This is a genomic window from Geodermatophilus sp. SYSU D00079 (assembly GCF_054050635.1).
Genome location: NZ_JBJGZS010000025.1, coordinates 60,918 through 73,975 on the forward strand (window position 1 = coordinate 60,918; position 13,058 = coordinate 73,975).

13 protein-coding genes are annotated in these 13,058 nt (G+C 74.7%); 5 read left to right on the forward strand and 8 right to left on the reverse strand.

Going from position 1 to position 13,058, the window contains the following annotated elements; all coding sequences use genetic code 11:
- The first annotated feature begins 32 nt into the window (after positions 1 to 32).
- The 3 genes from ACI79E_RS18075 to ACI79E_RS18085 are packed head-to-tail and all read left to right on the forward strand — an operon-like array spanning position 33 to position 3,645.
- Positions 33 to 2,315, forward strand: coding sequence for a xanthine dehydrogenase family protein molybdopterin-binding subunit (locus ACI79E_RS18075; RefSeq protein WP_456933946.1), 2,283 nt, complete (start codon positions 33 to 35; stop codon positions 2,313 to 2,315).
- Entirely contained in the window at positions 2,315 to 2,818 is a 504-nt protein-coding gene (locus tag ACI79E_RS18080) for a (2Fe-2S)-binding protein (RefSeq protein ID WP_456933947.1), read from the forward strand. Before ACI79E_RS18075 ends, ACI79E_RS18080 begins: the two co-directional genes overlap by 1 nt.
- Positions 2,815 to 3,645, forward strand: coding sequence for an FAD binding domain-containing protein (locus ACI79E_RS18085; RefSeq protein WP_456933948.1), 831 nt, complete (start codon positions 2,815 to 2,817; stop codon positions 3,643 to 3,645). The genes ACI79E_RS18080 and ACI79E_RS18085 overlap by 4 nt, the downstream gene beginning before the upstream one ends.
- A gap of 167 nt (positions 3,646 to 3,812) precedes the next feature.
- Here the strand turns inward: ACI79E_RS18085 and ACI79E_RS18090 are convergent, their stop codons facing one another.
- The 7 genes from ACI79E_RS18090 to ACI79E_RS18120 all read right to left on the reverse strand — a co-directional run bounded on the left by ACI79E_RS18090 (position 3,813) and on the right by ACI79E_RS18120 (position 10,879).
- Positions 3,813 to 5,210 carry a sulfate adenylyltransferase subunit 1 gene (locus ACI79E_RS18090; RefSeq protein WP_456933949.1) on the reverse strand — a complete coding sequence of 466 codons (1,398 nt, stop codon included), beginning with the start codon at positions 5,208 to 5,210 and terminating at the stop codon, positions 3,813 to 3,815.
- Positions 5,210 to 6,118: a sulfate adenylyltransferase subunit CysD gene (gene cysD, locus ACI79E_RS18095; protein ID WP_456933950.1), complete on the reverse strand. Its 909-nt coding sequence runs from the start codon at positions 6,116 to 6,118 to the stop codon at positions 5,210 to 5,212. The genes ACI79E_RS18090 and cysD overlap by 1 nt, the downstream gene beginning before the upstream one ends.
- Positions 6,119 to 6,236: 118 nt before the next feature.
- Positions 6,237 to 6,971: an inositol monophosphatase family protein gene (locus ACI79E_RS18100; RefSeq protein WP_456933951.1), complete on the reverse strand. Its 735-nt coding sequence runs from the start codon at positions 6,969 to 6,971 to the stop codon at positions 6,237 to 6,239.
- Positions 6,968 to 7,681, reverse strand: a complete 714-nt coding sequence (locus ACI79E_RS18105) for a PaaI family thioesterase (protein ID WP_456933952.1) — start codon at positions 7,679 to 7,681, stop codon at positions 6,968 to 6,970. Before ACI79E_RS18105 ends, ACI79E_RS18100 begins: the two co-directional genes overlap by 4 nt.
- A gap of 29 nt (positions 7,682 to 7,710) precedes the next feature.
- The gene (locus ACI79E_RS18110; RefSeq protein WP_456933953.1) at positions 7,711 to 9,285 is read right to left on the reverse strand and encodes a sensor histidine kinase; all 1,575 of its coding nucleotides are present in this window, start codon (positions 9,283 to 9,285) and stop codon (positions 7,711 to 7,713) included.
- The gene (locus tag ACI79E_RS18115) at positions 9,282 to 10,004 is read right to left on the reverse strand and encodes a response regulator transcription factor (protein WP_456933954.1); all 723 of its coding nucleotides are present in this window, start codon (positions 10,002 to 10,004) and stop codon (positions 9,282 to 9,284) included. The genes ACI79E_RS18110 and ACI79E_RS18115 overlap by 4 nt, the downstream gene beginning before the upstream one ends.
- Before the next feature lie 98 nt (positions 10,005 to 10,102).
- The gene (locus tag ACI79E_RS18120; protein WP_456933955.1) at positions 10,103 to 10,879 is read right to left on the reverse strand and encodes a siderophore-interacting protein; all 777 of its coding nucleotides are present in this window, start codon (positions 10,877 to 10,879) and stop codon (positions 10,103 to 10,105) included.
- Positions 10,880 to 11,159: 280 nt separating this feature from the next.
- Here ACI79E_RS18120 and ACI79E_RS18125 point away from each other — a divergent pair, with 280 nt between their 5' ends.
- The gene (locus tag ACI79E_RS18125; protein ID WP_456933956.1) at positions 11,160 to 11,369 is read left to right on the forward strand and encodes a DUF2945 domain-containing protein; all 210 of its coding nucleotides are present in this window, start codon (positions 11,160 to 11,162) and stop codon (positions 11,367 to 11,369) included.
- 25 nt (positions 11,370 to 11,394) lie between these two features.
- Positions 11,395 to 11,826: a DUF2795 domain-containing protein gene (locus ACI79E_RS18130; RefSeq protein ID WP_456933957.1), complete on the forward strand. Its 432-nt coding sequence runs from the start codon at positions 11,395 to 11,397 to the stop codon at positions 11,824 to 11,826.
- Between the two features lie 11 nt (positions 11,827 to 11,837).
- Here the strand turns inward: ACI79E_RS18130 and ACI79E_RS18135 are convergent, their stop codons facing one another.
- Positions 11,838 to 12,917 carry a hypothetical protein gene (locus ACI79E_RS18135; RefSeq protein ID WP_456933958.1) on the reverse strand — a complete coding sequence of 360 codons (1,080 nt, stop codon included), beginning with the start codon at positions 12,915 to 12,917 and terminating at the stop codon, positions 11,838 to 11,840.
- Positions 12,918 to 13,058: the final 141 nt, after the last annotated feature.

The window sequence follows — 13,058 nt, forward strand, 5'->3', positions numbered from 1 at the left end:
CCGCGGTCTCTCGCCCGACGGAAAGTGAGCGCATGAGCATCCTCGGTACCCGCGTGGTCCGCACGGAGGACCCGCTGTTCCTCACGCGTGGTGCGACCTACACCGACGACCTGGTCGACGACCGGCTCACCGGTGCGCTGCACGCAACATTCGTCCGCTCGCAGATCGCCCACGGCCGGGTGCTCTCGGTCGACGCCTCCGCCGCCCGCGAGGCGCCCGGGGTCGTCGCCGTGTACACGGCCGAGGACTGCGCGGACCTCGCCCCGCTCCCGGCCGGCCTGCCGATGGTGCCGCCGGCCATGCAGCGCCCGTGGCTGGCCACCGACAAGGTCCGGTTCGTGGGCGACATCGTCGCCGTCGTCCTCACCGAGGACCGCTACCAGGGCGAGGACGCAGCGGAGCTGGTCTCGGTCGACATCGACCCCCTGCCGGCCGTCGTCTCCACCGCCGACGCGGCCAAGGACGACGTGCTCCTCTTCGAGGAGGCCGGCACCAACGTCGCGGCCGTCTTCGGCGGCCCGCCGCCGGAGGACTTCTTCGCCGGGTGCGAGGTCGTCGTCCGGCAGGCGGTCAAGAACCAGCGCGTGGCCCCCGTGCCGCTGGAGACCCGCGCCGCCGCCGCGGCCTGGGGCGAGGACGGCCGGGTCACGATCTGGTGCACCAACCAGGGCGCGCAGCAGGCCAAGGGCGAGATCGCCGGCTGGCTCGGCGAGGACCCCGCCAACGTCCACCTGATCACCCCGGACGTCGGCGGCGGCTTCGGCGCGAAGATCGGCGCCGACCCCGAGTACGCGTTCGTCGCCTGGCTGGCGCGCAAGGCCGGCCGGCCGGTCCGCTGGACCGAGAACCGCTCGGAGAACCTGCTCGGCATGCTGCACGGCCGCGCGCAGGACCAGGTGGTCACCATCGGCGGCCGCCGCGACGGCACCGTCGAGGCCTACGCCATCCACGTCGACCAGGAGGCCGGCGCCTACCCGCGGGTCGGCATCATCCTGCCGACCCTCACCATGCTGATGGCCGCGGCGACCTACGCCTTCCCGAAGGTGCACGCCTCCGCGCGGGCGCTGGTCAACAACGCCACCTCCATCGGGGCCTACCGCGGTGCCGGCCGCCCCGAGGCCACCGCCGCCGTCGAGCGGGCCATGGACATGTTCGCCGCCGAGATCGGCATGGACCCGGCGGAGGTGCGCCGGAAGAACCTCGTCCCGTCCTTCTCCGAGCCGCACACCACCCCCTCGGGGGCCACCTACGACTCCGGCGAGTACGTCGCGGCGCTGGACAAGGCGCTGGAGGCGGCCGGCTACCAGGAGCTGCGCGCCGAGCAGGCCCGCCGCCGCGAGGCCGGGGACGTGCGGCAGCTGGGCATCGGCCTGTCCACCTACGTGGAGATCACCGGCGCCGACACCGGGCTGGGCGCGGCGGAGTCCGCCGAGCTCGAGGTGCACCCCGACGGGACGGCGACCGTCCTCACCGGCACCTCGCCGCACGGCCAGGGCCACGCCACCGCGTGGGCGATGCTGGCCAGCGACCAGCTCGGCATCCCGGTCGAGAAGATCACCGTCCTGCACGGCGACACCGACCGGATCCCGCGCGGCGGCGGCACCATGGGCTCCCGCAGCCTCCAGCAGGGCGGCGCCGCGGTGCACCAGGCGGCCACCGAGCTGATCGAGCTGGCCCGGCAGCGGGCGGCCGAGCAGCTGGAGGCCGACCCGGCCGACCTCGAGGTCGACCTCACCTCGGCCGGGCTCAGCGTGCGCGGCACCCCGGGCGCCGGGATCACCTTCGCCCAGCTCGCGGAGAAGGAGCCGCTGGTCGTGCAGACCCGGTTCGAGGCCGCGGCCCCGACGTTCCCCTTCGGGGCGCACGTCGCGGTCGTCGAGGTCGACACCGAGTCGGGCAAGGCCGAGCTGCAGCGGCTGGTGGCCGTCGACGACGCCGGCATCATCGTCAACCCGCTGCTCGCCGAGGGGCAGCGGCACGGCGGCTTCGCCCAGGGGGTGGCGCAGGCGCTGCTGGAGGAGGTCCTCTACGACGCCGACGGCAACCCGCAGACCGCCACGCTGGCCGACTACCCGTTCGTCTCGGCGACCGAGCTGCCGAGCTTCGAGCTGGTCGACATGGCCACGCCCACGCCCATCAACCCGCTGGGCGCCAAGGGCATCGGTGAGGCGGGCACGATCGGCTCCACGCCCGCCGTCCACAACGCCGTCATCGACGCCGTCGCACACCTCGGCGTCCGGCACATCGACATGCCCACCACGCCCATGAAGGTGTGGCGGGCCATCCAGCAGGCTCAGCAGGAGGGCACGAACTGATGAAGGTCTCCCTGACCGTCAACGGTCAGCAGCGCACCGACGAGGTGGAGCCCCGCCTGCTGCTGGCCCACTACCTGCGCGAGGTGTGCGGGCTCAAGGCCACGAACATCGGCTGCGACACCACCTCGTGCGGCGCGTGCACCGTGGTCGTCGACGGCCTCACCGTGAAGTCGTGCACCGTCCTCGCCGCCCAGGCCGACGGCTCGCAGGTGACCACGCTGGAGGGCCTGGCCGGCCCGGACGGCGAGCTGCACCCGATGCAGAAGGCGTTCCGCGAGGAGCACGGCCTGCAGTGCGGCTTCTGCACCCCGGGCATGGTCATGGCCGCCATCGGCGTCCTGGCCGACAACCCCGAGCCCACCGACCGGGAGGTCCGGGAGGGGCTGGAGGGCAACCTCTGCCGCTGCACCGGCTACCACAACATCGTCCGGGCGGTGCAGGCCGCCGCCAAGGCCGGCCCCGCGGCCGGTCAGGTGCCACAGTCGCAGGAGGTCGCCCGATGATCCCCGGGGCGTTCGAGCTGGTCCGCCCGTCGTCGGTGGAGGAGGCCATCGCCGCCCTCGTCGAGCACGGGGACGACGCCAAGGTCATGGCCGGCGGCCACTCGCTGCTGCCGATCATGAAGCTCCGGCTGGCCATGCCGGAGGTGGTCGTCGACATCAGCCGGATCCCCGGGCTGTCCTACGTGCGGGTCGACGGCGACGAGGTGGCGATCGGGGCGGGCACCCGGCACCACGAGCTGGAGAAGGACGCGGTCGCCCAGGCCGAGGTGCCGATCCTGCCCTACACCGCCAGCCAGGTCGGTGACCCGCAGGTCCGGCACCGCGGCACGATCGGCGGCACGGTGGCGCACAGCGACCCCGCCTCCGACCTGCCGACGGCGTTGCTGGCGCTGGGCGGCACCGTGGTCGTGCAGGGGCCGAACGGCCGGCGCAGCATCCCCCTGACCGAGTTCTGGCTGGGCTTCTTCGAGACGGCGCTGTCGCCCGACGAGCTCATCGTCGAGATCCGGGTGCCGCGCACCGGGTCGGCCGGCTGGGCCTACGAGAAGTTCACCCGGCGGGCCAACGACTGGCCGATCGTCGCCGCCGCCGCGGTGGACGGCCGGGTGGCGCTGGCCAACATGGCCGGGACGGTCGTGCGCGCCACGGCGACCGAGGAGGCGCTGGCCCGCGGCGCGTCGATCGCCGAGGCCGCGGCGCTGGCCGACGAGGGCACCAGCCCGGGCGCGGACATGCACGCCGACCAGGAGTACCGCCGCCACCTCGCGCGGCTGCTCACCCGCCGGGCGCTGGAGAAGGCGGCCGGGGGAGCGGCAGCGGCCGCCTGAGGCACCGCATCCACGCAGGACGCCCCCGGGAGCCCGACGGCTCCCGGGGGCGTCCTGCGTGTGCGAGGGGTGCGGGCGGCGGGGACGCCACTGCACGGGTGTCCCTCGCACTCTGCGGGCCCGGCAGGACCAGCGGAGCACGAGGGGCACCGGCAGTGCGGAGCCGCTCAGCCGGCGGGGGTGAGCATCCCGGCGCCGACGGTGGCGTTGGTGGCCTCGTCGACCAAGATGAACCGGCCGGTCGCCCGGTTGCGGGTGTAGTCGTCGACGAACAGCGGCTGGGTGGCCCGCAGCCGCACCCGCCCGATGTCGTTGAGCCCCAGCTCGGTCGCCTCGAGGTCGCGGTGCAACGTGTTGACGTCGAGCCGGTAGGCGAGGTCCTTGACCATCGCCCGCACCGTGCGGGTGGTGTGCTTGACCGCGATCCGCTGGCGCGGGCGCAGCGGCTCGTCGGCCATCCAGCACACCAGCGCGTCGAGGTCCTGGGTGGCGGTCGGTGCGTTCTCCGGCCGGCAGATGAGGTCGCCGCGGGAGACGTCGAGGTCGTCGGCCAGCCGGACGGTCACCGACATCGGGGGGAACGCCTCCTCCACCGGGCCGCGGGGGCCGTCGATGCCGGCGATCGTCGTCGTCAGCCCGCTGGGCAGCACCTGCACCTCGTCGCCGGCGCGCAGGACGCCGCTGGCCACGGTGCCGGCGTAGCCCCGGTAGTCGTGGAAGGCGTCGGACTGCGGGCGGACCACGTACTGCACCGGGAACCGGGCGTCGGTGAGGTTGCGGTCGCTGGCCACGTGCACGTGCTCGAGGTGGTGGATCAGCGTCGCGCCCTCGTACCAGGGGGTGTTCGGCGAGTGCGTGACGACGTTGTCGCCGTGCAGCGCGGAGATCGGGATGACCGTGAGGTCCGGGACGGCGAGCTTCGCGGCGAACGCGCTGAACTCGTCGCGGATGCCCTCGAAGACCTCCTCCGACCAGTCGACGAGGTCCATCTTGTTCACCGCGACGACGAGGTGCGGCACCCGCAGCAGGGAGGCGAGGAACGCGTGCCGGCGGCTCTGCTCGACCATGCCCTTGCGGGCGTCGACCAGCACGATCGCGAGGTCGGCGGTGGAGGCGCCGGTGACCATGTTCCGCGTGTACTGCACGTGCCCGGGGGTGTCGGCCAGGATGAACGTGCGGCGCGGCGTGGAGAAGTACCGGTAGGCGACGTCGATGGTGATGCCCTGCTCGCGCTCGGCCCGCAGACCGTCGGTGAGCAGGGCCAGGTCGACGTAGTCCCCCTTGCTGGCGCGGGCGACCGCCTCGTACTGGTCCTCGAAGATCGCCTTGCTGTCGTACAGCAACCGGCCGATCAGCGTGCTCTTGCCGTCGTCCACCGACCCGGCGGTGGCGATGCGCAGGATGTCCTTGCGCGCGGTGGCCAGCTCGACGGCGTGCTCGGCGACGGCCGAGTGCAGGTCGACGGCGCCGTCGGCGTCGAGGGGGACGGCGGTGCCGGGGTGGGCGGCGGTGCCGGGGTGGATGCCGGGCTGGGCGGCGGTGTTCGTCTCTGTGTTCGAGGCCATCAGAAGTAGCCCTCCTTCTTCCGGTCCTCCATGGCGGCGTCGCTGACCTTGTCGTCGCCGCGGGTCGCGCCCCGCTCGGTCATCCGGGTCACCGCGATCTCGGCGATGACCTCCTCGACCGTGGTCGCCTCCGAGCGGACCGCGGCGGTCAGGTTCGCGTCGCCCACGGTGCGGTAGCGGACCATCGCCGAGAACGGCTGCTCGTCGTCCCGGGGGCGGATGAACTCGTTGACGGCGTAGAGCATCCCCTGCCGCTCGACGACCTCGCGCTCCTGGGCCAGGTACAGCGGCGGGATGGCGATGTCCTCGCGGAGGATGTACTGCCAGATGTCGAGCTCGGTCCAGTTCGACAGCGGGAACACCCGGATCGACTCGCCCAGGTGGATGCGTCCGTTGTAGAGGTCCCACAGCTCGGGGCGCTGGTTCTTCGGGTCCCACTGGCCGAACTCGTCGCGGAAGGAGAACACCCGCTCCTTGGCCCGCGCCTTGTCCTCGTCGCGGCGGGCGCCGCCGAACAGCGCGGTGAAGCCGTGCTCCTCGACCGCGTCGAGCAGCACCGGGGTCTGGATGCGGTTGCGGGAGCCGTTGGGCTCCTCCTTGACCAGGCCCTTGGCGATCGCGTCGGGCACCGAGGCGACGATCAGCTGGACGCCGAGCTCGGCGACCCGCTTGTCGCGGAACTCCAGCACGTCGGGGAAGTTCAGCCCGGTGTCGACGTGCATGACGGGGAAGGGGATGCGGGCCGGCGCGAACGCCTTGCGGGCCAGCTCCAGCATCACGATCGAGTCCTTGCCGCCCGAGAAGAGCAGTACGGGTCGCTCCAGCTCGGCGGCCACCTCACGGATCACGTGGATGGACTCGGCCTCCAGCGTCTCCAGCTGGGAGAGCCGGTAGTCGGGTGTGCTCACGTGCCAGTGCTCCGGGTGTTCGGGGACAGGGCTCGAACCAGCACCAACCGCACCGGTCCGGGAGGGATTCCCCTCCAGTGTCCGCCATCGCCCTGCGGGCGCGGCAGTGACCCCGGACTCACCCCGCCGTCGCGACCGCCGCCAGCAGCCGGTCGGCCACCTCCGGACGGCAGACCACCAGGTCCGGCAGCGAGGGGTCGGCCCCGTTGTAGCGCAGCGGCGACCCGTCGATCCGGACGGCGGTCAGCCCGGCGGCGAGCGCGACGGCGACCGGGGCGGCGGAGTCCCACTGGTACATCCCGCCGGCGTGCACGTAGGCGTCGACCTCGCCGCGGACGACGGCGGTGACCTTGTAGCCGGCCGAACCCATGGGCACCAGCTCGGCGTCGAGCGCGGCCGCGGCGGCGCCGGCCACCGCGGGCGGGCGGGTGCGGCTCACCGCGATCCGCAGCCGCCCCCCGCCGGACGCCGGCACGACCGGCGGCGGGTCGGTCACCAGCACCTCCCCGTGCGCGGGCAGGGCCACCGCGGCCGCCGTGAGGTCCCCACCGGCCCACAGCGCCACGTGCACCGCCCAGTCCGGCCGGTCCTCGCCGTACTCGCGGGTGCCGTCGAGCGGGTCGACGATCCACACCCGGTCCGCGGTCAGCCGGGCCGGGTCGTCGAGCGCCTCCTCGCTGAACACGGCGTCGTCCGGACGGCGCGCGGCCAGCAGACCGCTGATCGCCGCCTGCGCCGCGGCGTCCCCGGCGTCCCCCAGCGCCCGGCCGGTGCGCCGACCGTCGGCCCGCAGCTGCAGCAGCGCGGCGGCGGCCGCGCCGGCGGCCTCCGCGGCGACCTCGACGTCGGTCACGCCCGGTCCGCCAGCGCGGTGGCGTCCGTGGGCCGGCCGGGCGGGGCGTGCCGGCCGGAGGCGTCGGTGATGGCTCCGAAGTAGGCCGCGTGCAGCTCCTCGCGCGGCATGACGAAGACCCCGCGCGCCGCCACGAGGGTGCGCTCGGGGGCCGCGGCGGTCGCGATGGTGCCGGCGACGACGCACTTGCGGCCGGCCGCCTCGGTGACCCGGGCGCGCAGCAGCAGCGGCGTGGACAGCGGCACCGGGCCCCGGTAGTCCAGCTCCAGGCGGACCGTCATGCCCCACAGACCGGCGGCGATCGCGGCCGAGCCGAGCAGCTGGTCCATGAGCAGGCTGCTCACCCCGCCGTGCACGTACCCGGGCGGCCCCTCGTAGGCCATGCCGAGGGTCGCCTCCGCGACGACGCCCTCGTCGGTCCGCCGGATCGACAGCGGCGGGGCGATCGCGCTGCCGACACCGCTGACCGGGTTGTAGACGCGACGGAACACCAGCGGGTCGTCGAGGGAGGGCAGCTGTGTCGGGGGCCGCCGGGCGGCCGCGAGCCGGGCGGTGGCCGCCCGGGCCTCGGCCGCGGCGGCGCGCAGCTCGGTGGCGGGCACCGTGGTGCGCACCGAGGCGTCGACCAGCTCGCGGAGGGCGGCGCCGAGCTCGGTCACCGCGGCCATCAGGTCCGGGTCGTAGGGCCGCGCGCCGTCGTCGGAGTCCACGGTCGGACCGTAACCGCCGCCTCCCCGGCTCAGGCCCCCGCCCCGTCGTCCGCGGCCGGGCCGCCGACGCCGTCGTCCGCGGCCGGGGCGCCCGCCCCGTTGCCGGCGGCCGGCCCCGAGCGGGGCAGCCGCACGGTGAACGCCGCTCCGCGGCCCGGCGCGGTCTCCAGGTGCACCGTCCCGCCGTGGGCGGCGACCAGCGCGGAGACGATCGCCAGGCCGAGACCGGTGCCGCCCTGGGCGCGGGTGCGCGACGGATCGGCCCGGTAGAAGCGCTCGAAGACGCGTTCGGCGTCCTCCGGCGCCATCCCCGGCCCCTCGTCGGCGACCCGCAGGACGACGACCCCGCCGTCCTCCCCGTCGCCGGTCACGTCGCCGGCGGCCGGCTCGTCGGAGATGCCCACGGTGACCGGGGTGGCGGGCGGCGTGTGCACCAGGGCGTTGGTCACCAGGTTGCCCACGACCTGGCGCAGCCGGGCCTCGTCGCCCAGGACCACCGGGAGCTCGCTGAGCGAGGGGTCCAGGTGCAGGGTGATCGGCCGGTCCGGCTGGACGGCGCGGGCGTCGTGGACGGCGTCACCGGCGAGCTCGCCCAGGTCGACGGGGGTGATCGTGAGCGGCCGCTGCTGGTCCAGGCGCGCCAGCTGCAGCAGGTCCTCGACGAGCACGCCCATGCGGGCCCCCTCGGACTCGATCCGCTGCATCAGCCGCCCGGTCTCCTCCGGGTCGCGGACCGCGCCCTGCCGGTAGAGCTCGGCGAAGCCGCGGATGGACGTCAGCGGGGTGCGCAGCTCGTGACTGGCGTCGGCCACGAAGCGGCGCATCCGGCTCTCGGAGGCGCGGGCCTGCTCCTCGGAGGCCTGCTGGGCGCGGAAGGCGCTCTCGATGCGGCCGAGCATGCCGTTGAGGGCGGTGGTGAGCCGGCCGACCTCGGTGCGCTGGTCACCCTCGGGCACCCGCTGGGACAGGTCGCCGGCGGCGATCGCCCGCGCGGTGCGCTCCACCTCGGCCAGCGGCCGCAGGCTGTTGCGGACGACGACGTAGCCGGTGACCCCGAGGAACACCAGCACGACCAGCCCGACGACCAGCTCGATGCGCACCAGCTGGCCGATGACCTGCTCGTCGCGTTCCAGGTCGGTGCCGACGATGACGGTGTAGCCGCCGGAGATGACGGCGCTGGCCATGCGCCAGGTGCTGCCGTCCTCGGCGCGCAGGGTGAGCCCGCGCCCGTCGCCCTCCAGCAGCTCCTCGGCCTTGTGGCCGTCCAGGCGCGGCAGGCCCCCCGCGGGGTGCGCCGGGAAGAAGACCACCGTCAGCTCGTCCGCGCCCGGTGCGAGGCAGGCGACGTAGTAGTTGCCGGGGTAGGGGCGGTCCAGCCCCGCGGCGCAGGCCTCCCGGAACCCGTTGGTGCGGTCGAAGCCGCGCACGGCTGCCGCCAGCTGCTCGTCCTGCTGGCCCTGCAGGTACCCGCGCAGCAGGGAGGTGGCCGCGAACCCGGTCGCGGCGAGACCGACCGTCACCAGGGCGACGAGCAGGGCGACCAGCGTGATCCGCAGCGGGACGCGCGGGCCCGCCCGGCCAGGAGCTGGGGACGGTCGGTTCACGTCCCGCGGGGGAGCCGCAGCGTGTAGCCCACGCCGCGGATGGTGTGCAGCAGGCGCGGCTCGGTGGTGTCGACCTTGCGCCGCAGGTAGGAGATGTAGGACTCCACGACGTTGGCCTCGCCGTTGAAGTCGTAGTTCCACACGTGGTCGAGGATCTGCGCCTTCGACAGCACCCGCCCGGCGTTGGCCATCAGGTAGCGCAGCAGCTTGAACTCCGTCGGCGAGAGGCTGACCAGCTGGCCGGCCTTGACCACCTCGTGCGACTCCTCGTCGAGCTCGATGTCGGCGAAGGACAGCCGCGGCGACTCGGCGGGGCGCTGCGGGCCGTTGCTGCGCCGCAGCACCGCCCGGATGCGGGCCAGCACCTCGTCGAGGCTGAACGGCTTGGTCACGTAGTCGTCGCCACCGAGGGTGAGGCCGGAGACCTTGTCCTCGGCGGCGTCGCGGGCGGTGAGGAACAGCACGGGGGTGTGCCGTCCGCTCTCACGCAGCCGGCGGACGACGCCGAAGCCGTCCAGCCCCGGCATCATCACGTCCAGGACGAGCAGGTCGGGGCGGAAGTTCGCCGCCATCGCCAGGGCCTGCTGCCCGTCGGCGGCGGTGGCCACCTCGAACCCGGCGTAGCGCAGGCTGGCCGAGAGCAGCTCCCGGATGTTGGGTTCGTCGTCCACCACGAGGAGGCGGGCCTCCGGTGCCGAGCTCCTGCCGGTGCCGCTCACAGCACCTCCCGTCGAACGCGCAGCCGTCGTCATGGTCCCAGCCTGCGACCGGCGGCTGGGCCACCCCTGGGCACGACCTGTGAGAAGTCTGTACGAGGTCAGCCGGTGGGGGACATGGCGCGGCCCCGCCGCCAGTAGCCGATCGCGTGGTGCTGTGCCCGGCCCAGACCCCAGCGGCTGCGCAGGTCGGCGCGGATGGTGCGGACGGCGGCGGACTCGGCGGCCACCCAGGCGAAGACGTCCTCGCCCTCCGGCCGGTCCAGCGCCGCGACGGCGTCGGCGAGCAGCGGGCTCTCGCCCGGGGCGGTGCCGTCGCGGTGCAGCCAGCGCACCGCGACGCCGTCCGGCGCGGGCAGCGGCTGCTCCTCCGTGGCGTCGGCCACCTCGACCAGCGCCACCCCCCGCGTGTCCGGCGCGGCCGCGGCCAGGATGCGCGTCATCGCGGGCAGCGCCGTCTCGTCGCCGGCCACCAGCAGCCAGGCGGCGGCGCGTTCGCCGAGAGGCCCACCACCGGCGACCGCGATCGGCGCACCCGGGGCCGCCGCCGCGGCCCACGCGGCGGCGGGGCCGTCGCCGTGCAGCACGAAGTCGACCTCCACCAGGCCCCGGTCGGGGTCCTGCCGGCGGGCGGTGTAGCTGCGCAGGTGCACCCCGTGCGAACCCTGCGGCCAGACGATCCGGCCGTCACGGGCCACCGCCGGCCAGTGCGGGGCCGGGTCACCGACCCGGGGGACCAGCAGCGAGATCGTGGGCCCGGCGGCCGCCACCGCGGCCGGGGTCCCCGACAGCAGCACCCGGCGCACCGAGGGGGTGGCGTCGGTGACCGAGACGACGGTCAGGACGTCGACCGGGCGGGTGGCGTCGGCAGCAGTCACGGACACCGAGCCTAGAACGGGCCGACCCGGCCGACCCCGGGGGAATGGAGTCGACCGGGCCGGCGATCGAGGACGGGACCACGTGACCGTGGGTAGCTGCGGCACCGGCGTCCACCAGGGGCGATGTCGTAGCGCTTCCCGTCTGCGGCAACGCTACGTGACTTGAGACCGTTGGGTAGTGCCCGCACGGGTGACGCGCCGTTCCGATCGGGTGATGTGTGTCGGAACCGCCCCGGGGGCAGGGGCAGGGGGACAGCGTCGGAGGGCCAGGAGGCCGGACATGGCAGACGAGTTCAGCAAGGGCGACCACGTCACGTGGAACAGCCACGGCAGCCAGGCCGAGGGCACCGTCACGCGCGAGATCACCGAGGAGACGGAGGCGTCCGGCCGGAAGGTCAAGGCCAGTCCGGACGAGCCGCAGTACGAGGTGGAGAGCGACAAGAGCGGCAAGACGGCGGTGCACAAGCCCGGCGCCCTGCACGAGAAGTGACGAACGGACCAGGAGGAGAGCCATCGTGAGCGAGACCGGAGACCAGTTCGCCGGCGTGTCGGCGCGCAGCACCAAGCACAACCCTCGGCTCGACGAGGAGATGGAGCACGAGATCCAGGGCATGCTCAAGGGCGAGCGGGCGACCCGCGCCGAGGAGTGGCGTGAGGTCGAGCCCGTGGCCGAGGGCGAGCCCGACATCGACGCCGACCCGGCCGGCAGCCTGGTCGGCGGCACCCCCGTCGGCATGGACGCCGACGCCGTCGTCCGCCGGGCGGAGCTGGCCCGCTGGCTCGACCGGGCCGACTTCCCCGCCGACGGCCCCGCCCTCGTCGAGGCCGCGCTGGACCACCGCGCCCCCGACGCCGTCGTCGAGGAGCTGGGCCGGCTGCCCGAGGGGGAGACCTACGAGCGCATCGGGGACGTCGTCCGCGCGCTCGGCTACCCGACCGAGACCTGAGCCGCCGGCGGTCAGGAGCCGGCGCGCTCCGGTTCCTGACCGCCGTCCGCGGCGGCGCGCTCCTCGTCCTCGGCGATCTCCTCCGCCCCCCGCCGCCGGAACAGCCGCGAGCCGGGGAAGCCCTTCACCACGTGCCGCAGGTCCTGCATGGTGTCGAGCAGGTCGTGCACGTCGGTGGCCACGTTGCCCATGGAGGCCACCACCGGCAGCACGTCCTCGTCCAGGTGCGTCATCAGCTGCGGCAGCCGGTCGATGAACGCGACCACCGCCTCGACCTCGTCCGGCTCGACGCTCGCGGCCAGCCGGCGCACCGCCGGGGCCAGGGCCAGCAGCGGCCCCTCGAAGACGTCGACCATCGGGTCGACGCGGCCCAGCAGCCCCTCCGCCGAGCCGACCGCCCCCTCGGCGCGGGCGATGGTGCCGCCCACCGCCGCGATGGCGTCGTCGGCCCTCTGCTGGGTCTGTCCGACGGCGGCGATGGCGTCGTCTGCCTTCTGTTGGGTCTGTCCGACGGCGGCGATGGCGGCGTCGGCTTTCTGTTGGGTCTGTCCGACGGCGGCGATGGCGGCGTCGGCTTTCTGTTGGGTCTGTCCGACGGCGGCGATCGCCTCGTCTGCCTTGCGCTGGGTATCCCCGACGGCGGCGATGGCGGCGTCGGCTTTCTGTTGGGTCTGTCCGACGGCGGCGATGGCGGCGTCGGCTTTCTGTTGGGTCTGTCCGACGGCGGCGATGGCGGCGTCGGCCTTCTGCTGGGTGCGGCCCACCCCCTCGATCGCCTCGTCGGCCTTCTGCTGGGTGCGGCCCACCCCCTCGATCGCCTCGTCGGCCTTCTGCTGGGTGCGGCCCACCCCCTCGATCGCCTCGTCCGCCTTGCGCTGGGTCCGACCCACGGCGCCCAGCAGGTCCTCGGCGCAGCCGGCGGCGCCCTCGACGCGGCCCACCACGGTCTCCACGCGATCCAGGAGCGACTCCACCCGGGTGACGACCGCGGCCACCCGCGGCACCAGCGCCAGCGCCTCGGAGACGCCGTCGCGCAACCCCTCCACCGCGGAGATCACGTCCGACGGCCCCGGTACGAACGGCAGCTTCACCTCGGCGACGCTACGGCTGCGGGGGGGGGGGGGGGGGGGGGTGGGGGGGGGGGGGGGGGGGGGGGGGGGGGGGGGGGGGGGGGGGGGGTTGGGGGGGGGGGGGGGGGGGGGGGGGGGGGGGGGGGGGGGGGGGGGGGGGGG

What these genes read in the sequence shown, in the direction of transcription:
- ACI79E_RS18075 (WP_456933946.1), top strand. Translation starts at nt 33, where the DNA reads ATGAGCATCCTCGGTACCCGCGTGGTCCGCACGGAGGACCCGCTGTTC.
- ACI79E_RS18080 (WP_456933947.1), top strand. Translation starts at nt 2,315, where the DNA reads ATGAAGGTCTCCCTGACCGTCAACGGTCAGCAGCGCACCGACGAGGTG.
- ACI79E_RS18085 (WP_456933948.1), top strand. Translation starts at nt 2,815, where the DNA reads ATGATCCCCGGGGCGTTCGAGCTGGTCCGCCCGTCGTCGGTGGAGGAG.
- ACI79E_RS18090 (WP_456933949.1), bottom strand. Translation starts at nt 5,210, where the DNA reads ATGGCCTCGAACACAGAGACGAACACCGCCGCCCAGCCCGGCATCCAC.
- ACI79E_RS18125 (WP_456933956.1), top strand. Translation starts at nt 11,160, where the DNA reads ATGGCAGACGAGTTCAGCAAGGGCGACCACGTCACGTGGAACAGCCAC.